We start from the raw sequence: 18857 nt of genomic DNA on the forward strand, positions 1-18857 counted from the left end.
TCTCGTCATTCCGGGGCCGCGCCTAAGCGAGGAGCCCGGAATCCATAACCACAGGCCTCCGAGATGGGCAGGCCGTTGGACGTGGGGCCGTTCGATCTGCCTGTGGCTATGGATTCCGGGTTCGCGACGACGTCGCGCCCCGGAATGAGGGGCCCTCACAGAATCGCATGCGGCAGAAACCGCGAGCGGTTGCCGGTGATCGGGCTCTCGTCTTCGCGGATCGACAGGCCGCAGGGTTCGTGATTCACCAGCCAGCTTCCCACCACGGGATAGAAGCCTGAGAAATTCGGCAGCGGGGACAGCGCCTGGCGCACGAAACCTTCGGCGCCATAGGGGCCATTCTGTTCATCGAGCGGCATTCCGCCGGACACAATCGTGACGTTGGCGCCCTCGCGCGAGAGCAGCGGCTTGCGCACATAGGAGCTGCCGAGCTCGGCAGCGCGCGGGTCGTCCTCGAAGAAGGCCGGCAGCAGGTTGGGATGGTTCGGAAACATCTCCCAGAGCAGCGGCAGAATGCCCTTGTTCGAGAGCACCGCCTTCCATGGCGGCTCGATCCAGCGCGTCGGAGCACCCTTGAGCTTTGCGCCGAATGCGTCTCGGAACATCCACTCCCAGGGATAGAGCTTGAAGGCGAGTGCGATGTCGCCATCGTCGAGATCGACGAAGCCACCAGGCTCGTCGTGCCAGCCGACCTGCTCGATGTCGAGCAGCCTGGTCGAGAGCCCGGCCTGGCGTGCGGTGTCTTCGAGATAAGCGAGCGTGCCGGCGTCTTCCTCGTTGCCGGTGATGCCGGTGAGATGGACGTGGCGGCCGCTAGCGATCTCCTTCCACGTCGCGATCAGCCGCTCATGGATCGAGTTGAACTGATCGGCACGCGACGGGATCATGCGGCGTTCGATCGCCTGCTCGAGCCAGGTCCATTGAAACACGGCGGCCTCGAAGATCGAGGTCGGCGTGTCCGCGTTGTATTCGAGCAACTTTGCCGGCGATTTGCCGTCGAACTTCAAATCGAGCCGGCCATAGAGGCTGCGGTCGTCGCGCTTCCAGCTCTCGGCGATCAGGCCCCAGAACGCTTCCGGAATCTTCAAGCGCCGCAAGGAGTGCTCGTCGCCGATGATGCGGCCGGCAAGCTCCAGGCACATCGCGTCGATCTCGCCGGTCGGCGTCTCGATGTCACGCTCGATCTCGTCCAGCGTGAAGCCGTAATAGGCGCGCTCGTCCCAATAGCGCTCGCCGTCGATGGTGTGGAAGACGAAGCCGCATTTCGCTGCGGTCTCTCGCCAGTCGTCGCGCTCGAGACAGGTGATGCGCTGCATGGGTCATCCGCCGCCCGAGAAGCCGTGGCCGAACGAGCCGAAGCCACCGCGGCTCACGCTATGAGAGCCCGAGTCGGAAGATGTTCCCGACGAGGAATGGCTCGAGGAATCGCTGCTGAAGACGCTCGATCGCGACGACCAATGCGGGCTGCTGCCGCCTGACGAACTGCTGCCGCTGCTGCTGCAGGTCGTGGTCGTCTGCCCCGGTACGGCCCCGGGAGAGGGCTCGCAGGTCTGCCGCGGCATCAGCGTGTAGGCGGTGGTGCCGACCGCGATCGTGCCCATCACCAGCAGCGCGACATGGCCGGAGCGCTTCACCGGTGGCTGCGCAGGCGGTGGTTCAACCACTGGCCGGCGCTTGCCGAATTCCTTCTTGGAGGGCTTGTCGGCCATCTCAGTAGATCATGCTGGCGGCGTTGAGGAGGCCCGCGGCGAGCGAGGACAGGCCGAGCCAGATCGCCGGGGCAAGCTCGCCGGCGGAGATCCGCGCCGACAGATTGGGGACCGGGACCTTGACGAGGAAGAACACGATGACCTGCACCACCAGTGCGATGGTCGCCCAGATCAGGCAGTCCAGCACATTGGCCGAATGCGCGATGGCGCTGACCAGCGGCGCCGCGAAGCCGAGCAGGCTGAGCCCGAGCGCGATCGCTGCGGCCGGCTCGTTATCCCGGATGAGCTGGAATTCGTCATGGGCCGTGATGCGGGTGTAGACGAACAGATAGGCCACGATCGCGATCAGCCCGGTGCAGAAATAGACCAGGAAGGCGGGCAGGCCGGCGAGTGATTGCAGGAGCATCGTTCCCCATCGTGCAGCGACCATTCGTCGGCAGGGGAAGGCTAGCGGTTCAAACGTTAAGCTTCGGATGAAGCTGCCCCCCAAAAACGAAAACCCCGCCATTTGCGGCGGGGGCCAGGCTGGGAGGAGCGAGCCCTTTCGGGCTCGCGACGTAACCCGGAAGATCAGGCGGGGATGCGCTCGTCGGCCTCGTGCGGCTCGCGCAGCACGTAGCCGCGGCCCCACACGGTCTCGATGAAATTGCGGCCCTCGGAGGCGTTGGCGAGCTTCTTGCGGAGCTTGCAGATGAAGACGTCGATGATCTTCAGCTCCGGCTCGTCCATGCCGCCATAGAGATGGTTGAGGAACATTTCCTTGGTGAGGGTCGTGCCCTTGCGGAGCGAAAGCAGCTCCAGCATCTGATATTCCTTGCCCGTCAGATGCACGCGCTGGCCGCCGACTTCCACCGTCTTGGTGTCGAGGTTGACGACGAGGTCGCCGGTCTGGATGACAGACTGGGCGTGGCCCTTCGAGCGGCGCACGATCGCATGGATGCGGGCCACCAGCTCGTCCTTGTGGAAGGGCTTGGTCATGTAGTCGTCGGCGCCGACGCCGAGACCCTTGACCTTGTCCTCGATGCCGGCGAGGCCGGAGAGGATCAGGATGGGTGTCTTGATCTTGGAGACCCGGAGCTGCTTGAGCACGTCGTAGCCGGACATGTCGGGCAGGTTGAGGTCGAGGAGAATAATGTCGTAATCGTACAGTTTACCGAGATCGACGCCTTCTTCCCCCAGGTCGGTCGTGTAGACGTTGAAGCTCTCCGACTTCAGCATCAGCTCGATCGACTGCGCGACGGCGCTGTCATCTTCAATCAGCAAAACGCGCATGCCAGTTCCCCATAGTCGCCGCTCCTGGGCGTCAGGTCGGCCGCATTCGCGGCACTCAACAAAACGCCTTTGAACAACTGATTCGGATCCTGACGACAGATGGTTAACAAACTCTGATTCTGGAACGCAAGTCCCCACGGTGCAATTTTTGTCGAATCGCCCTAAGGTCTTGCGCGCGAAGCAGCTTTCGTTACCCGATCCCGTTCAAGCTCCACTTTAAGAGACGGACCTAACCGACTCCCGCGACTCAGCCTTCTTCTGAAGGGGAGTCACGCTCAGTCACAAAGACAGTGACGCAATGATTAATGATGCGGGTAAACACGAAGTTAAGCGCCGTTCAGAAATATGGCGAAACTTAAGAGTTTCACCGTGAGGTCCCGGATGACCTGGGCGCGCCCCTTGATGAAGGCTCACCGATGAAGGCTCTTGCCGAACAGATCGGCGACATCGACGGCATCAACATCTATGGCCGCGTGGTCGGCGTGCGCGGGCTGATGGTCGAGGTGGCCGGTCCGATCCACGCGATGTCGGTCGGCGCGCGGCTGGTGATCGAGACCGGCGCCAACCGCACCATTCCCTGCGAAGTGATCGGCTTCTCCGGTAACAATGCTGTCGTGATGCCGTTCGCCGGCCTCGAAGGCGTGCGCCGCGGCTGCAAGGCGGTCATTGCCAATGCCGCCAATCAGGTGCGGCCGTCCGCAGCCTGGCTCGGCCGGGTCGTCAACGCGCTGGGCGAGCCGATCGACGGCAAGGGCCCGTTGCCGCAGGGCTCTTCGCCGATGCCGTTCCGCAATACGCCGCCGCCCGCACATTCGCGCAAGCGAGTAGGCAGCCCGCTCGATCTCGGCGTGCGCGCGATGAACACGTTCCTCACGTGCTGCCGTGGCCAGCGCATGGGCATCTTCGCAGGCTCCGGCGTCGGCAAATCGGTGCTGCTGTCGATGCTGGCGCGCAACGTCGATGCCGCCGTCAGTGTCATCGGGCTGATCGGCGAACGCGGCCGCGAGGTGCAGGAATTCCTGCAGGACGATCTCGGCGAGGAGGGCCTGGCGCGTTCGGTCGTGGTGGTCGCGACCTCCGACGAGCCCGCGCTGATGCGCCGCCAGGCGGCGTATCTCACGCTCGCGGTCGCCGAGTATTTTCGCGACGAGGACAAGGACGTGCTCTGCCTGATGGACTCGGTGACGCGCTTTGCCATGGCCCAGCGCGAGATCGGCCTGTCCGCCGGCGAGCCGCCGACCGCCAAGGGCTACACGCCGACCGTCTTCACGGAGTTGCCGAAGCTGTTGGAGCGTGCCGGGCCGGGCTTGGGCGAGGGCGCCATCACCGCGATCTTCACGGTGCTGGTCGATGGCGACGACCATAATGAGCCGATCGCCGATGCCGTCCGCGGCATCCTCGACGGTCACATCGTGATGCAGCGGTCGATCGCCGAGCGTGGCCGCTACCCTGCGATCAACATCCTCAAATCCGTCTCCCGCACGATGCCGAAATCGGCCGATCCGCAGTTCTGGCCTGTCATCCAGCGGGCGCGCCAGGTGATGGCGACCTATGCCGACATGGAGGAATTGATCCGTCTCGGCGCCTACCGGGCCGGCTCCAGCCCCGAGGTCGACGAGGCGATCCGCCTGCACGAGCCGCTCGAGGCCTTCCTGCGCCAGCGCAAGGACGAAAATGCATCACTCGCGGACGGCTACCGCCAATTGGCCCAAATCCTGGGCAATTTGGAAACGGAACGCTAACTTTGTCAGGTCATCATCCGATCCCACAGAGTAGCAGAGCCGGTCTTGGCCTCGATCGGGCCTATGGGGTGACCGGTGCCGTCCCACGTGCAGCGGGGGGACTTCTGGGGAGTACGAGTCGATGAAGTCACGAGATACGCTTATCCGCCTGAAGAAATTTCAGGTCGACGAGAAGCGCCGCCGGGTCACCCAGATCGAGACCATGATCGCCGATTTCCAGCGGATGTCGGTCGATCTCGAGCGCGAGATCCAGACCGAGCAGGAGCGTGCCGGGATCAACGATCCCTCGCACTTCGCCTATCCGACCTACGCCAAGGCCGCGATCCAGCGCCGCGAGAATCTGACCCGCTCGGCCGACGAGCTCAAGGGTCAGCTCGATGAAGCCAAGGCCGCGCTGGCCGAGGCCTTCGAGGAGCTGAAGAAAGTCGAGCTCCTCGACGAGCGCGACCAGGCCCGCGAGCGCGCCGAGGAAAACGCCCGTGAGCAGGCCGACCTCGACAGCATCGGCCTGATGCGCGCGCGCATCGGCGCCGTCGCCTGACGCGCCAGCAACCAAACCATCCAGGAATTTGCCAAACCCGGACCCGCAAGGTCCGGGTTTTCGTATCTGCTGTCCACAGTGTAGCGCCGCGCCCCTTGGTGGTCGGCTTGGCCGCGCGCTATGCTGGCGAGAGTGAATGCTGTGCCAGCGACGGCGGTGCCCACCTCTCCCTCGGGAGAGGTCGGCGCGGAGCGCCGGGTGAGGGGTTACGGTCTGCCGTTAGCCCTGCGCCCCCTCACCCGATTTGCTGCGCAAATCGACCTCTCCCCGACGGGGAGAGGTGAAGCGACGGGTCGCGTTTCAGGGGGCTCAATGCTGACGCCAGCAGAGCTGGTCGGGTTGATTGAGGCGGTGGCGAAGGGCGATCAGGCCGCATTCGAGCGCCTGTACGCCGCCACGCGCGCGAAACTCTATGGCGTCGTGCTCCGTATCTTGCGTCGGCAGGATCTCGCAGAGGAGGTCATTCAGGAGACCTACGTCAAGATCTGGAACAGCGCCGGCCAGTTCAATGCGGCGCTGTCGTCGCCGATCACGTGGATGGCCTCGATCGCGCGCAATCGTGCGATCGACATCGTGCGCAAGAAATCGGAAGCCTCCATCGAGGAAGAGCCTCAGGCGATGGAGGTTGCGGCCGAGACTGCCGATCCGCTGGCGCGCCGCGAGATGACCGAGGAGCTGAAGCGGCTCCTGGAATGTATCGGCCGGCTCGAGCCGGACCGTCAGAGGCTCGTGCTGCTCGCCTATTACAACGGCTGGAGCCGCGAGCAATTGGCGGAGAAATTTTCGGCGCCCGTCAACACGGTGAAGACGTGGCTCCGGCGCAGCATGTTGGATATCCGGGAGTGCCTCGGGCTCTAGAGGATGACGAGAGTGGCACGAACCAGAGCGGCAACGGCAGTTGACCTCCCCCCGTCGGGGAGAGGTCGGCGCGTAGCGCCGGGCGAGGGGCCGCGGATCTCCTGGGGGACCGTAACCCCTCACCCGGGCCGCATCTTGCGATGCGCTCCGACCTCTCCCTTCGGGAGAGGTGAAGGAATGTGATGGCCTACACGGAGGACCATATCGCGCTCGCCGCGGAATACGCGCTCGGGACGCTCGACGCCGATGAGCGCGCGCAGGTCGAGACCATGATGGCGGTCGACGAGGCGTTCGCCGCCATCGTGCAGGGCTGGGCCCATCGTCTCGGCGTGCTCAACCAGATGGTCGGCTCCGTCGAGCCGCGTCCGATCGTGTGGGAGAACATCAGGTCCGAGATCGCGCGCACGGCCGCCGCACAGGAGCCGCCCGCGCTGGCCGAGGCTTCGCCGCCACCACCGTCCGTGCCGGAGTCATCCTCGCTGCAGACCGCGGAGGCGCCGACCGAAAGCTCGCAGTCGGTGGAGGTGCAGCATCCCGAGGCCGGGCCAGCTGAGACGTCGCGTCCCGAGCCGGACGCCCTCCCTGACGTCGCACCGCAATTCATCCCGCAAGTCCATGCGCCGGATATCAACGTCGTTCGTGCGCCGCAGCCGCCGGTCGTCGGCGACAGCAATGTGGTTCGCCTCGAGGGCCGCGTGAAGCGCTGGCGCTCCATTGCATCGGCCGCCGCCGCGCTCGCAGCCGCGCTGCTCGTGACGCTGTCGCTCCAGATCTTCCAGCCCGACGCGCTGCCGGGTGCTTTGCGTCCCGCGCCGCGCATCCAGACGGTCGAGGTGAAGACGCCGGCCGCGCCGCTCGCCGCCTCCGCACAATATGTCGCGCTGCTGCAGGGCCAGGGCGGCGGCCCCGCCTTCATCCTCACCATCGACGGTGCGACGCGGAATTTCACGGTGCGCAAGGTCGGCGCGACGCCGGAGCCCGGCAAGAGCTTCGAGCTCTGGCTGATCTCGGACAAGCTGCCGCGCCCGCGCTCGCTCGGCGTCATCGGCGCGAGCGATTTCACCGCGCGTCCGCTGCTCGCCTCCTATGATGCCGAGGTCGTCCAAGGCGCGACCTACGCCGTCACGGTCGAGCAGGCCGGCGGTTCGCCGAGCGGCCAGCCGACCTCGGCGCCGGTGTTTTCCGGCAAGCTGATCGAGGCCGTGCCGCCGTCCCAGCCGCAGGCGCCTGCGAAGAAATAGGTGCGTGTGCCGCAGCCCGGATGGAGCGAAAAGCGAAATCCGGGACCACTGTTCCCGCATTCCGCTTTGCTCCGTGCGGGCTACAAGGCCGCGCCACTGCCGCCACGGTCCATCCCGCCGTCGCATCCCGATTAAGTGTCCGTGAATCCATCCCCGCTTTGAACCTCCCCGCAATTCGCCGCGTCAAATCCCCGGAATTTGAAGTCCGCGATGCTGGAAAGGGCGAGAAAATCAAATGGATGCAGCGAGAACGCCGAGCATCTTCCTTCACCAATATGCAGGCCTGCCGCACGGCGCCGCCTTCGAACATTGGCGCGAGCGGGCCGTCGGTCCCTGCGGCCTCGATATCGGGCCGAGCCATGGCGACAACATCGATTGCCGGCTGCAGATCAGCGTCGTCGACAACATCGCGCTCGCCATTCCGGAAGGTGCCTCCGCGCAATATTCCCGCACGCAGAGCCACCTTGCCGACGGCAGTGACGATCTCGTCCTGATCGCGGCCCATGCGGGGCTCGTCCGCGTCGGGCAGAACGGCCACAGCGTCGAGCTCGCGCCCGCCCAGATGGTGCTGGTCGACATGAGCGTGACCGGGACCGTCGGCCACACCGAGGCAGACCGCTTCACCACCATTCGCATGCCGCGCCGTGCGCTGCTCGACATCAGTCCGCGCGCCGAGGACAAGCTCTCGCAGGTGCTCTCGGATGGCGCGGTCGCCGATACCATCTTCCGCTACCATGAGCTCGCCGCCAATCATGCGCCGCATCTCGATGCGGTCGGCCAGCGCCTGACCGCGCAGCATATGGTCGATCTCGTCGGGCTCTTGCTCGGCACGGATGCGGAGAATGCAAACCGCGCACGCGGCCGGGGCCAGGCGGCGGCTCGCTTCGATCTCATGCGCGCCGATGTGATGGCCGCACTCGGCCGCAACGATCTCTGCCTGTCCGAAGTCGCGACGCGCTCGGGGCTCAGCCCGCGCCAGGCCCAGCGCCTGTTCGAGCAGGCCGGCACGACCTTCACCGAATTCGTGCTGGAGCAGCGCCTGCTCCACGCGCGCAAGCTGCTCGCTGATCCCCGCGCCAGGGCGCGCAAGATCAGCGACATTGCGCATTCCTCGGGCTTCGCCGACCTGTCCTATTTCAACCGCGCCTTCCGCAAGCGCTTCGGCGCGACGCCGTCGGAGCTGCGCGAGGCGTGAGCCGCGGCTTGTAGGCGCGTAGCACGGAGCCTGGATGGAGCGTTAGCGCAATCCGGGACCGCTTTGTCCGCGGATGCGATCCCGGATACGCTTTGCTCGATCCGGGCTACGAGACCTTGTGTTGCCGACGGGCAAAACACCCCAACTGTCGGTCAACGGGCGCAGTCGAAAATATTCCGCTTTACCGAAATTCGGAAATCGCGTAGGTGTCGCGGCACTCCGGCCCGAGGAAGAGGGGCGTATCGCGATCGTCACGACACGCGGGCCGGGCGGCGGTGGACGTGGGTCACATCGGCGCGAAGAGCTTCGCAGGGCGGGTAACCGTGAGCGAGTGCGTCGCGCATACGACCGGTGTGACTGGCGTACGGCAAAATCGTGTGGTCCTGGCGCCCGGGGTCTGTGCGCCAAGCGTTGTGGTGGTGTGTATTGCCCGACCGGGCATGCACATCAGTCATCCGCAAGGCGACGGGGGCAATAGTGCATCGCTCCCCGAGGAGATCACGACATAAGCCGTCAAACCACTGCGCAGGGAAGGCCGGGATGTCCTGGCTTCACCTGTATGCCGCTGTGCAGCTTCTTGTTACGCAGAATTCGCACAGTGGACCGCGGGTGCCAGCGGGCTCCCGGTCTTCCCTGCGCCCTCTTTCCCACGAGGGCAAGGCGACGAAGCAAAGCTCGGGCGAGATCAGTCGCGAGAATGCGAGGGTGTGTCTGCGATGAATGCCAATGATGAAGCGACTGTGTCACCTCCCACGCGCCATCACTCTGCCCTCGTGCCCCGGACGCAGCGTAGCGTTCCTTCGACGATGCGAAGCAGAGCCGGGGTCCATGTGTCGGGATGCCGTGGAGCTGCTGGGTCCCCGGCTCTGCGCAGCAACGCCATAGCGCGTCGAAGACGCGCGTGAACGTGCTGAAGAGCGTTGCAGCGCGTCCGGGACACGGGCGGAGAGAATGCTCGCATTGAAGATCTGACCCGTCCCTGCGCAACCGCGCGACATACCCCAGACATGAGAAAGCGCCCGTGGGGGGCGGGCGCTTTCCGTAGTCGACTTGGGGTTGGGGTCGTCTACATATCCACGTGGCGACTTTGGGGGGCTGGTAAAGAGCCGCGTGAATTCACAAAACTCGTCAAATCTCCTCAGCGAACGAGAGAGGCGTTCGAACTGGTGACAACGACCGGCTTGCCGGCCTTGACCACGCGGGCGGTCTGGGTCAGGCCTTCATCCGAGCCAGAGCGCGCCGTCATGCCGAAGCCCGCCACCGCGATCCCTGCGACGAGCGCGACGACCACAATCTTCCAATGGGTCGCGCGATCAGCGCTGTAGATCGAGTGGTTCATGGAAGCCTCCTGCCGCCATCTACCCGAAGTAGTCGCCCGCCCATTCGGGCAGGTTCATGCTTCCGGTGCTCAACAACCTAATATCGGCGGATTCGTTCCCAAGGGGCGATCACAAGACCGTGACATGACGTGAAAGATCGCGATCAAAAGCGGCCCCTTTGTCGTGCTTTTCTATAATTATTTCAAAGATGTAATGGGCCTGCCTGGCGCTTTCTGGCTTGGTGGTCGACAAGGCGCCAGGAACTCAAAAAACATTTGCCTGTGGCTGAAAAACACACGGCTTCTTAAGGCAAATCAGATGCTTCCGACCGTTTTCAACCTCGCCCTGGGGTGGATTTCAGCCTGCGACAGCACGGTGGTCTGGGCCCGGAACCGTTCCACCAGGGACCGCACGAACGGACGAATGGCCGCGGAGGTGACCAGCACCGGCGCCTCGCCTTCGCGCGCGGCGCGCTCGAAGGCCTCGCGCACGGCGGTCATGAACTCCGACAGTTTCGAGGGCTGCATTGCGAGGCTGCGCTCCTCGCCCTGGCCGATGATCGACTCGGCGAAGGCCTGCTCCCATTTCGCCGACAGCGCGATCAACGGCAGATAGCCGGCATAGGAGGTGTTTTGCGCGCAGATCTGGCGCGCGAGGCGCGCGCGGACGTGCTCGACCATGGTCGCCGGATTGCGCGAGAAGGCGAGCGAATCCGCAATGCCTTCGAGGATGGTGGAGAGGTCGCGGATTGAGATGCGCTCGGCGAGCAGCAGCTGCAGCACGCGCTGGATGCCGGAGACCGTGACCTGGCCCGGAACGATGTCCTTGACCAGCTCGCTCTGCTCCTTCGGCAGCTCCTTGAGCAGCTTCTGCACCTCGCCATAGGACAACAGGTCCGACATGTTGGCCTTGAGCAGCTCGGTGAGATGGGTCGAGAGCACGGTCGCGGCGTCGACGACGGTGTAGCCCTTGAGCGAGGCCTCCTCCTTGAGGCTGGCGTCGACCCAGGTCGCGGGCAGGCCGAAGGTCGGCTCGGTGGTGTGGATGCCGGGCACCTGCACCTGGCTGCCGCCGGGGTCCATCACCATGAACTGGTTCGGCCAGATCTTGCCGGTGCCGGCGTCGACCTCCTTGATCTTGATGATGTAGGTGTTGGCCTCGAGCTGGACGTTGTCGAGGATGCGCACCGCCGGCATCACGAAACCCATCTCGATCGCGAGCGAGCGGCGCAGCGCCTTGATCTGCTCGGTGAGGCGGTCGGTGCCGTCGGGGCCATTGACCAGCGGCAGCAGCGCATAGCCGAGCTCGATCTTGAGGTCGTCGATCTTGAGCGCGGCCGAGATCGGCTCTTCAGTCGCGGCAGCACCGGGCGCACCCGGCGTGCCCGGCGCGGGTGCCGCCTTGGCGGCTTCCTCGGCCTTGACGGCGGTCTTCTTGTGGTTGCGGGCATGCCAGGCCAGCGCACCGGCGCCGGCGCCGAGCGCCAGGAAGGGGATGGTCGGAATGCCCGGCAGCGCCGCCAGCACCAGCATCACCGCCGAGGACATCGCCAGCGCCTGCGGATAGCCGGAAAACTGCTTCATCAGCGCCTTGTCGGCGGCGCCTGAGACGCCGGCCTTGGAGACGAGCAGGCCGGCCGCGGTCGAGACGATCAGCGCCGGCACCTGGGTGACGAGGCCGTCACCGACCGTCAGCAGCGTGTAGCTGCGGCCGGCGTCGGCGAAGGACATGCCCTGCTGCGCGACGCCGATGATCATGCCGCCGACGACGTTGATGAAGACGATCAAGAGGCCGGCGATGGCGTCGCCCCGGACGAACTTGGAGGCACCGTCCATGGCGCCGAAGAAGCCGCTTTCGTCCTCCAGCTCCTTGCGCCGCTGCTTGGCGACCTTCTCGTCGATCAGGCCGGCGGAGAGGTCGGCGTCGATCGCCATCTGCTTGCCGGGCATGGCGTCGAGGTGGAAGCGCGCGGCGACCTCGGCGATGCGGCCCGAACCCTTGGTGATGACGACGAAGTTGACGATGATCAGGATGGCGAAGACGATGATGCCGATGACGAAATTGCCGCCCATCACGAAGCTGCCGAAGGCCTCGATGACGTGACCGGCGGCCGCCGTCCCTTCGTGCCCGTGCGACAGGATCAGGCGGGTCGAAGCCATGTTGAGCGACAGGCGCAGCATGGTCGAGATCAGGAGGATGGTCGGGAAGGCGGAGAATTCGAGCGGCGCCTGGATGAACAGCGAGGTCATCAGGATCAGGATCGACAGCGTGATCGAGATCGCCAGGAACAGGTCCAGCACGATGGCGGGCAGGGGCAGGATCAGCACCACCAGGATGGTGAGGATGCCGAGTGCCAGCGCGATGTCGCCGCGCTTGAGGATGCTCGCGATCTCGTTGAGGGAGGGGATGCCGGGCTTGGCGCTGCCTACGCCCTGTCCCGCGGTGACGTCGACCATGGTAGCTGCCTCCCCGCGCGACTGCCGTCCGCGCGCCCCAAACGTCTGCGCAGCGGCCGATGGGCCGCCGTTCCGAAAGTGAGGCACCGCACTGGCGTCCACGGGGGCTCTCCCGTTCTAAACGCGGCCGACGACACTCGACTTCACCCGGCAATTTTTGCCCGGTGTATGGTTAGCAAAGGGTTAACGGAGGGGTGGGTGGTGCGGGGGTCATGGATCCGGTCCTGCGGACCATCCCGGAATGACAGTCGAGGGCAAGCGCCCCTACTTCGCCTTGTCCATCTTGGTCACCGTGTACCCTGAAGCCGCCTCCTCGGCCTCGAAGGTCACCTTGTCGCCGACCTTCACCTGCTTGAGCATCGCGGCGTCCTTGACGCGGTAGACCATGGTCATCGGCTCATCCATGCCGAGGCTCTTTGCCGGTCCGTGCTTGAGCGTGATCTTGCCGGCACCCTCATCGATCTTCTTGACCTCGCCGCTGATCGCGGCAGCCCCGGCCGCCAAAGCTCCAGCGGCAACGCTCAACGTCAGCGCCAGCGCAGTGCCGATACGGATGATGTGGTTCATGGCAGTCTCCTTTCGCGTTACTTCACGGTGACGTGGCCGACCATGCCGTAGTCGCGATGGTCGGGAATCAGGCAGGAGAACTCGAAGGCGCCTGCCTTGGTGAATTTCCAGACGATCTCGGCCGTCTTGTTCGGGGCGAGGCGCACGCCGTTCGGATCGTCGTGCTCCATGTGCGGATGCTTCTTCATCTCAACGGCATGCGCGAGGTTCTCCTTAGGTGTCGCGAGCAGGAATTCGTGATCCTCCTTGCCGACATTGCGCAGCACGAAGCGGATCTGTTCGCCGCGTTTGACCTCGATCCGGGCGGGTGAGTAGTCCATCTCGTTCATCAGGATCTCGATCGTGCGTGCGGGCTTGTTGGGATCGCCGGGCTCGCCGGCGGAAAAATTTGCGTGCCCGTGCTTGTCGTGGGCAAAGGCCGGGACGGTCGAGAGCGCGGCCAGCGTGAGGCCGAGCTTGATCGTGATCTTCATCGTGGTCTCCAGTTGGTGGTTCATCAAGACGCTCACATCTTCATGTTCTTCATCGGCGGGCTGCCGGGTTTTTGCCGGGCTGGTTCGGCGGCCGGCGCCGTGACCTCGTAGGCGACGGTGCCTTGCGGGAACTTGTACGGACCGGGATCGCGGTAATCGTCGCGCGCGAGGTCTTCGCGGATTTTCATCACGGTGAACATGCCGCCCATCTCGATCGGCCCGAACTGGCCGGTGCCGGTCATCATCGGCAGCGTGTTGTCGGGCGCGGGCATCTCCATGTTGCCCATCGCCATGCCGGTCGAGCCCATCGCCATGCTGTCCGGTGCGAGCTTGCCGACGGCCTTGGCGAGATCCTTGCGCGACACGCCGATCAGGGTGCGCACCTCGTGTCCCATCGCGTTCATGGTGTGGTGCGATTTGTGGCAGTGGAACGCCCAGTCGCCGGGATTGTCGGCGAGCACGTCGAGCACGCGCACCGCGCCGACCGGAACGTCCGTCGTCGTCTCCGGATATTGCGCGCTCTCCGGAACCCAGCCGCCGTCGGTGCAGGTCACCGCAAAACTGTGGCCATGCAGATGGATCGGATGATTGGTCATGCTGAGGTTGCCCATGCGCACGCGCACCTTGTCGCCGAGCCTGACCGGCAGTGGATCGATCCCGGGAAACACCCGCGCATTCCAGGTCCACATGTTGAAATCGGTCATCTCGTTGACATGCGGCAGATAGGTGCCGGGGTCGACGCGATAGGTGCTCATCACGAACACGAAGTCGCGATCGACGGGCCGGAAATTCGGATCGCGCGGGTGCACGACGACCATACCCATCATGCCCATCGCCATCTGCACCATCTCGTCGGAATGCGGGTGGTACATGAACGTGCCGCTCTTCTTCATCTCGAATTCGTAGACGAAGGTCCTGCCCGGCTCGATGTGCGGCTGGTTCAATCCGCCGACGCCGTCCATCCCGCTCGGGACGATCATGCCGTGCCAGTGCACGGTTGTGTATTCGGGCAGTCTGTTGGTGACGAAGATGCGGACCTTGTCGCCCTCGACGGCTTCGATGGTCGGGCCGGGCGATTGCCCGTTGTAGCCCCACAAATTCACCTTCATGCCTTCGGCGAACTCCCGCACCACCGGTTCTGCGACGAGATGGAATTCCTTCCAGTCGCCGTTCATGCGGAACGGCAGCGACCAGCCGTTCAGCGTGACCACGGGGCGATAATCCGGTCCGCTGATCGGATGCAGCGGCGGCTGCATCACCACCTTGTCCATGGTGGGTGCTTCCGGAATCGAAGCGGCCTGCACGCGGCCTTGAATAGCCGACGCGCCGGCAAGCGCGGCGCTCCCTAGAAATCCTCGGCGGGAAAACATCCTGGCCTCCATCTCAGTGGCCGCCGCCATCGGCAGGTGCTGCCGCGGCGATGGTGGTTGGATTGTCGCTGACGGCCGCCGCCGCGCCGCCGCCATTGACGGCGGTCTGCAAGTCGGCCTGGGCGAGGAAGAATCTCTGCCTGGCGTCGATCGCGCCGCGCAGCGACGCCAGACGTTGCCGCGCCTCGGTGAGCAGCGCGAAGATATCGACCTGCATGCTGGAGAAGCGCAGCTGCATCTCCTCGGTGATGATCTTGCGCAAGGGGATGATCTCGCGCTGGTAGTGGCTCGCGATGTCGTAAGTGGAGCGATAGGCACGATAAGCATCGCGCGCCTCGGAGCGCACATTCACGGCGCGCTCGCTCAAACGGTTGAAGGCAAAGTTGTAAGTCTCGGCTGCCTGACGCACGCGCACCTCGCCGCCGTCGAAGATCGGGATCTGGAACTGCACGTCGAAGCCGCGTTCGCGGAACGGCGGCCCTTCCGGATCCCGAGTGCGGCGGGAAATGCCGGCAAGATCCAGCAGCGTCACGAAACGCGTCGCCTCGGTGAGGTTCAGCGACTTCGCCAGCGCCGTCAGCTCCAGCCGCGCGATCTGCAGGTCGATGCGATGGGCGACCGCATCGGCCTCGATGGAGGGCAAGGCCAGCGGCCGGCGCGGCAGCGACGGCAACGCGTTGGGCAAGCGGAAGTCGAGACCCTCGTCCCACAGACCCATCAGGCGCGCCAGCCTTTCGCGCGTGCTCGCCGCGGTCTGCCGCGCGGTGGCGAGGTCGGCAGTGGTCTCGGCGTAAAACACCTGCTCGCGCGCCTGGTCGAGCTTGTTGAGCGAGCCGGTCTCGCCGAGCTTGACCGCGAGCTGCGCGGTCGATTCCGCCGTCGCCTTCGCCTCGGTCAGCAGCACCACCATCTCGTTGGCGGCAACAGTGCGGATGTAGGCGCGGCGCACGTCGGCGGCGAGTCGCAGCGTCGCCAGGGCAGCGCGCAATTGCGCTGCCCTGAAACGGTCACGGGCGATGTCGGAGCGGAACGGCAGGGTGGCAAGCGCGAGGATGTCGCCGACCACTTGGCGCTCGATCTCGCTGGCGCCATTGCCTGATATCCGCGAGATCGAGAACACCGGGTTGGGCGGCAGGCTCTGCTCGACCAGATCGGTCTCGGCCAGCGCCAGCTCGTTATAGGCGGCCTGCAGCCCCTTGTTGTTGAGCAGCGCGATCTGCACGGCAGCGTCTGCGCTGAGCGTCCGCGACAGCAATTGGCGAACGCGCGCCTCGACCGCGCCGGTGCCTTCGGCCGTTCGCACAAAGGCGACGTCCTTGTTGATGGCCTGGTTCGTCAGATCCGAGACATCGGTCATGCCGCTGTCGGGCGAGAACGCGGCGCAGCCGGAAACGCTGAGCGCAGTGAGGACGAGCAGGCCTCGCGCAAGATGGCGTGTCATGGCGCGCTCCTACCGGTCTTGCTTCGGCTGCGGCGTCACCGCATCGTTGCGGCCGCGCCACGGCGCCGGCGTCGCAGGCCGCAGGCTGGTATAGGGCGCGATGGTCGAGCGATAGCCGATGCGCGCCACCTTCGCCGCGGGAGCGGCGGGGTCGGCACTGGCGATCGGTGTCGTTGCCGGCATGCAGCCGGAGAGCGACAGCGCGGCAAGGGCGAGCAGCAGCCGATTCAATCGAAAATATCGTCGATCCACCGCAGATGCGGCGGACTTCGCCCCGGAAAGCGTAAACATGACCTGTCCTTGATCTGGAGACCACAGGTTCGCGCGCGCAGAAGCGCGCTCGGCCCGAAATCGTCGCGTCAGATCAAGCGATGGGGGGACGGTAGTGCTGGGGTGGTGCCGCGCCGTGCAGGCTGGGGACGATCTCGGGTGCGCAGGCGGAGACGGGCAGAAGCGGCTTGGCGACATCAGGCAGATCGGCGGGCAGCGCGCTGACGCACATCATCGCGCAGCACGGGCCCACTGTTCCCTTGCCGTCGTGGTGATGCTGTGCGGGCGCGTCCTTTGCCGCGGTCTGGTGATGAGCGTGGGTTGCCGCATGCGCGTGCGACGTATCGCCGTGCACATGGTTCGTCGGCATCTGGTGATGCGCCGGCACGAGATCTGCGAGGCGCGCGTCGTCAAGGCAGGGCGCAGGGCCACCGCCCCAGGCAAGGCTTGCGGCCGGCGCGAGCACGCAGAACAGATAGGCGAGGGCGATGATCCGCCCCACCCTGATCCGCAACGATCGCGTCAATCGCAACAACATTCCGCCGACTCCGCGCGGCAATGTTGCACACGCTGATTGCAAACTAATGGCAAAAGGCGCATTCGCCAAGCTCTTCTTACCGCAGTGCACCGCGCATGCCCAATATCGCGCCACGATGCTTGACCATGTGGCGAACCGCGGGTCATGGTCCGGCCCGTGCACGCGCCAAATCATCCAGGACAAACACCTGCGTCCTTCAACCCTGACTCCCGACAGGCCTGGGTGCGCCTGGTCATTGCCCTTGTGATCGGCTCGATCGGCGCCGTCGGCATGTGGGCGGTCGTGGTCGTGATTCCCGTGGTGCAGACCGAATTCGGCGCCACGCGCGGCGCGGTGTCGCTGGCTTTCACCCTCATGATGTTCGGCTTCGGGCTCGGCGGCGTGATCGCCGGCAAGATCACCGACCGGTTCGGCATCGTGCCGGCGATGGCGATCAGCATCGCCTTCCTCGGCGTCGCCAATGTGCTCGCGGGTCTGTCGACCCAGCTCTGGCAGTTCGTGGCGGCTTATTTCTTGATCGGGCTCGGCACCTCCGCGACCTTCGCGCCGCTGATGGCGGAAGCCTCGCATTGGTTCGAGCGCTATCGCGGATTGGCGGTGACCATCGTCGCCAGCGGCAATTATGTCGCGGGAACAATGTGGCCGCCGATCGTGAGCTGGGGCACGCAGGAGATCGGCTGGCGCTACACCCATATCGGCATCGGCATCGTCTGCGCCAGCCTGATGGCGGTGCTCGTGCTGATCCTGCGCGCGCAGATGGGCAACGACCATCTCCGCGATCATGCCAACGCACCGCCGCCGCGGGTCGATCTCAAGCTGTCGACCAACACACTGACGGTGCTGCTCTCGATTGCCAGCATCTCCTGCTGCGTGGCGATGGCGATGCCGCAGGTGCACATCGTCGCGTATTGCGGCGATCTCGGCTACGGCGTCGCGCGCGGCGCCGAGATGCTGTCCTTGATGATGGGCTGCGGCATCATCAGCCGCATCGGCTCGGGCTATCTCGCCGACAAGATCGGCGGCATCCGCACGCTGCTGGTGGGATCGCTGGCGCAGGGATTTGCGCTGGTGTTCTATCTGTTCTTCGACAGCCTCACCTCGCTGTATCTGATCTCCGCGATGTTCGGCCTGTTCCAGGGCGGTATCGTGCCGAGCTACGCCATCATCGTGCGCGAGGCGATGCCGGCGAGCGAGGCGGCGACCCGCGTCGGCATCGTGATCTTCGCCTCCGTGTTCGGCATGTCGTTCGGCGGCTGGGTGTCCGGCGTCATCTTCGATGCCACCGGATCGTACGCCGCGGCATTCGCCAATGGCGTGGCGTGGAATGCGCTGAACATCGGCATCGTCGTGCTGCTCTTGATCCGCGCGCGGATGGGCTCGGTCAAGACCGGCCCGGGTTTTGCCACCTAAACGGACTGTCCTGCCTTCAGCAGCGAGCAGCCGGTGATCTTGTAGCTGCCGTCGCCCTGCTGCTCGAGCGTGTAGAGCGCCTCCCAGGCCTCGCCATTGGCATCGATGATATGGACGCGCTGGGCGATCCAGCCGCCATCGATCTTGCTCTCGCCAAATTCGAAACTCTTGTGACGATAGACCGGCGCGTAGCCGCTCTGCACCATGGACATGAAGATGTCGGGTGCGGGAAAGATCTCCTTGATCGCCGGTGCCGCATAGGAATAAGCCGCCGTCGCATCGTCGCGAACGAAGGCCTGCTCCTGGGCGCGGATGACGCTTTGGGCGGCCGCGACATCGCCGGCGCGTGCGGCGAGGAGACTAAGGGCAATCGTGAAGGCGACGACCAAGACTGCGATGCGCATGACAGGCTCCGCGTCGATATCCCGGCGGAGGCGATGCTAGCACATCTCCGC

Annotated in this window: 19 protein-coding genes; 6 read left to right on the forward strand and 13 right to left on the reverse strand. The window is 65.1% G+C overall.

Translation table 11 applies throughout. The features are described 5' to 3' along the window. Nucleotides 1–155 precede the first annotated feature (155 nt). From P6U27_RS06655 to ctrA, 4 genes are all read right to left on the reverse strand, one after another. Complete coding sequence (locus tag P6U27_RS06655) at nucleotides 156–1316, reverse strand: glutathionylspermidine synthase family protein (RefSeq protein WP_122401181.1); 1161 nt, start codon at nucleotides 1314–1316, stop codon at nucleotides 156–158. A gap of 3 nt (nucleotides 1317–1319) precedes the next feature. Beyond that, nucleotides 1320–1709 carry a hypothetical protein gene (locus P6U27_RS06660; protein ID WP_122401182.1) on the reverse strand — a complete coding sequence of 130 codons (390 nt, stop codon included), beginning with the start codon at nucleotides 1707–1709 and terminating at the stop codon, nucleotides 1320–1322. A 1-nt stretch (nucleotide 1710) separates the two neighbouring features. After that, a complete protein-coding gene (locus P6U27_RS06665; RefSeq protein ID WP_122401183.1) occupies nucleotides 1711–2115 on the reverse strand; it encodes a DUF350 domain-containing protein in 405 nt (134 codons plus the stop codon). Between the two features lie 164 nt (nucleotides 2116–2279). Continuing rightward, complete coding sequence (gene ctrA, locus P6U27_RS06670) at nucleotides 2280–2981, reverse strand: response regulator transcription factor CtrA (RefSeq protein WP_016848562.1); 702 nt, start codon at nucleotides 2979–2981, stop codon at nucleotides 2280–2282. A gap of 416 nt (nucleotides 2982–3397) precedes the next feature. Between ctrA and fliI the strand changes: the two genes are divergently transcribed. From fliI to P6U27_RS06695, 5 genes are all read left to right on the forward strand, one after another. Further along, nucleotides 3398–4723: a flagellar protein export ATPase FliI gene (fliI, locus tag P6U27_RS06675; RefSeq protein ID WP_122401184.1), complete on the forward strand. Its 1326-nt coding sequence runs from the start codon at nucleotides 3398–3400 to the stop codon at nucleotides 4721–4723. A 121-nt stretch (nucleotides 4724–4844) separates the two neighbouring features. After that, nucleotides 4845–5264 (forward strand): flagellar export protein FliJ, encoded by a 420-nt coding sequence (gene fliJ / locus P6U27_RS06680; protein ID WP_011084990.1) that lies wholly within the window; start codon nucleotides 4845–4847, stop codon nucleotides 5262–5264. A gap of 312 nt (nucleotides 5265–5576) precedes the next feature. Continuing rightward, nucleotides 5577–6122, forward strand: coding sequence for a sigma-70 family RNA polymerase sigma factor (locus P6U27_RS06685; protein ID WP_122401185.1), 546 nt, complete (start codon nucleotides 5577–5579; stop codon nucleotides 6120–6122). A 182-nt stretch (nucleotides 6123–6304) separates the two neighbouring features. Then, a complete protein-coding gene (locus P6U27_RS06690; protein ID WP_122401186.1) occupies nucleotides 6305–7363 on the forward strand; it encodes an anti-sigma factor domain-containing protein in 1059 nt (352 codons plus the stop codon). A 235-nt stretch (nucleotides 7364–7598) separates the two neighbouring features. Further along, the gene (locus P6U27_RS06695) at nucleotides 7599–8558 is read left to right on the forward strand and encodes an AraC family transcriptional regulator (RefSeq protein WP_407193748.1); all 960 of its coding nucleotides are present in this window, start codon (nucleotides 7599–7601) and stop codon (nucleotides 8556–8558) included. Between the two features lie 1138 nt (nucleotides 8559–9696). On the opposite strand, the gene P6U27_RS06700 is transcribed toward P6U27_RS06695, so the two are convergent. The 8 genes from P6U27_RS06700 to P6U27_RS06735 form a co-directional block, all read right to left on the reverse strand. After that, nucleotides 9697–9897 carry a hypothetical protein gene (locus P6U27_RS06700; RefSeq protein WP_122401188.1) on the reverse strand — a complete coding sequence of 67 codons (201 nt, stop codon included), beginning with the start codon at nucleotides 9895–9897 and terminating at the stop codon, nucleotides 9697–9699. Nucleotides 9898–10191: 294 nt separating this feature from the next. After that, entirely contained in the window at nucleotides 10192–12333 is a 2142-nt protein-coding gene (gene flhA / locus P6U27_RS06705; protein WP_162500142.1) for a flagellar biosynthesis protein FlhA, read from the reverse strand. Between the two features lie 264 nt (nucleotides 12334–12597). Further along, nucleotides 12598–12900, reverse strand: coding sequence for a copper-binding protein (locus tag P6U27_RS06710; protein ID WP_122401190.1), 303 nt, complete (start codon nucleotides 12898–12900; stop codon nucleotides 12598–12600). Between the two features lie 17 nt (nucleotides 12901–12917). Next, nucleotides 12918–13373: a cupredoxin domain-containing protein gene (locus tag P6U27_RS06715; protein ID WP_162500549.1), complete on the reverse strand. Its 456-nt coding sequence runs from the start codon at nucleotides 13371–13373 to the stop codon at nucleotides 12918–12920. Between the two features lie 32 nt (nucleotides 13374–13405). Then, nucleotides 13406–14743 carry a copper oxidase gene (locus P6U27_RS06720; RefSeq protein WP_122406407.1) on the reverse strand — a complete coding sequence of 446 codons (1338 nt, stop codon included), beginning with the start codon at nucleotides 14741–14743 and terminating at the stop codon, nucleotides 13406–13408. A 13-nt stretch (nucleotides 14744–14756) separates the two neighbouring features. Continuing rightward, nucleotides 14757–16184, reverse strand: a complete 1428-nt coding sequence (locus P6U27_RS06725; RefSeq protein ID WP_122401192.1) for a TolC family protein — start codon at nucleotides 16182–16184, stop codon at nucleotides 14757–14759. A gap of 9 nt (nucleotides 16185–16193) precedes the next feature. Next, a complete protein-coding gene (locus P6U27_RS06730) occupies nucleotides 16194–16475 on the reverse strand; it encodes a hypothetical protein (RefSeq protein WP_122401193.1) in 282 nt (93 codons plus the stop codon). 73 nt (nucleotides 16476–16548) lie between these two features. Further along, nucleotides 16549–16992 (reverse strand): hypothetical protein, encoded by a 444-nt coding sequence (locus P6U27_RS06735; RefSeq protein WP_122401194.1) that lies wholly within the window; start codon nucleotides 16990–16992, stop codon nucleotides 16549–16551. A gap of 144 nt (nucleotides 16993–17136) precedes the next feature. On the opposite strand from P6U27_RS06735, the gene P6U27_RS06740 reads away from it, so the two are divergent. Further along, nucleotides 17137–18402 (forward strand): MFS transporter, encoded by a 1266-nt coding sequence (locus P6U27_RS06740; protein WP_122401195.1) that lies wholly within the window; start codon nucleotides 17137–17139, stop codon nucleotides 18400–18402. Here the strand turns inward: P6U27_RS06740 and P6U27_RS06745 are convergent. Beyond that, entirely contained in the window at nucleotides 18399–18806 is a 408-nt protein-coding gene (locus tag P6U27_RS06745; RefSeq protein WP_122401196.1) for a DUF4864 domain-containing protein, read from the reverse strand. The two genes, P6U27_RS06740 and P6U27_RS06745, sit on opposite strands and share 4 nt — an antisense overlap. Nucleotides 18807–18857: the final 51 nt, after the last annotated feature.

This window comes from Bradyrhizobium sp. STM 3566, from assembly GCF_045571445.1.
GTDB classification, from domain to species: Bacteria; Pseudomonadota; Alphaproteobacteria; order Rhizobiales; family Xanthobacteraceae; genus Bradyrhizobium; species Bradyrhizobium vignae.

Coding starts and splice junctions, on each gene's coding strand:
- P6U27_RS06655 (WP_122401181.1), bottom strand. CDS start 1,316: ATGCAGCGCATCACCTGTCTCGAGCGCGACGACTGGCGAGAGACCGCA.
- P6U27_RS06660 (WP_122401182.1), bottom strand. CDS start 1,709: ATGGCCGACAAGCCCTCCAAGAAGGAATTCGGCAAGCGCCGGCCAGTG.
- P6U27_RS06665 (WP_122401183.1), bottom strand. CDS start 2,115: ATGCTCCTGCAATCACTCGCCGGCCTGCCCGCCTTCCTGGTCTATTTC.
- ctrA (WP_016848562.1), bottom strand. CDS start 2,981: ATGCGCGTTTTGCTGATTGAAGATGACAGCGCCGTCGCGCAGTCGATC.
- fliI (WP_122401184.1), top strand. CDS start 3,398: ATGAAGGCTCTTGCCGAACAGATCGGCGACATCGACGGCATCAACATC.
- fliJ (WP_011084990.1), top strand. CDS start 4,845: ATGAAGTCACGAGATACGCTTATCCGCCTGAAGAAATTTCAGGTCGAC.
- P6U27_RS06685 (WP_122401185.1), top strand. CDS start 5,577: ATGCTGACGCCAGCAGAGCTGGTCGGGTTGATTGAGGCGGTGGCGAAG.
- P6U27_RS06690 (WP_122401186.1), top strand. CDS start 6,305: ATGGCCTACACGGAGGACCATATCGCGCTCGCCGCGGAATACGCGCTC.
- P6U27_RS06695 (WP_407193748.1), top strand. CDS start 7,599: ATGGATGCAGCGAGAACGCCGAGCATCTTCCTTCACCAATATGCAGGC.
- P6U27_RS06700 (WP_122401188.1), bottom strand. CDS start 9,897: ATGAACCACTCGATCTACAGCGCTGATCGCGCGACCCATTGGAAGATT.
- flhA (WP_162500142.1), bottom strand. CDS start 12,333: ATGGTCGACGTCACCGCGGGACAGGGCGTAGGCAGCGCCAAGCCCGGC.
- P6U27_RS06710 (WP_122401190.1), bottom strand. CDS start 12,900: ATGAACCACATCATCCGTATCGGCACTGCGCTGGCGCTGACGTTGAGC.
- P6U27_RS06715 (WP_162500549.1), bottom strand. CDS start 13,373: ATGAAGATCACGATCAAGCTCGGCCTCACGCTGGCCGCGCTCTCGACC.
- P6U27_RS06720 (WP_122406407.1), bottom strand. CDS start 14,743: ATGTTTTCCCGCCGAGGATTTCTAGGGAGCGCCGCGCTTGCCGGCGCG.
- P6U27_RS06725 (WP_122401192.1), bottom strand. CDS start 16,184: ATGACACGCCATCTTGCGCGAGGCCTGCTCGTCCTCACTGCGCTCAGC.
- P6U27_RS06730 (WP_122401193.1), bottom strand. CDS start 16,475: ATGTTTACGCTTTCCGGGGCGAAGTCCGCCGCATCTGCGGTGGATCGA.
- P6U27_RS06735 (WP_122401194.1), bottom strand. CDS start 16,992: ATGTTGTTGCGATTGACGCGATCGTTGCGGATCAGGGTGGGGCGGATC.
- P6U27_RS06740 (WP_122401195.1), top strand. CDS start 17,137: ATGGTCCGGCCCGTGCACGCGCCAAATCATCCAGGACAAACACCTGCG.
- P6U27_RS06745 (WP_122401196.1), bottom strand. CDS start 18,806: ATGCGCATCGCAGTCTTGGTCGTCGCCTTCACGATTGCCCTTAGTCTC.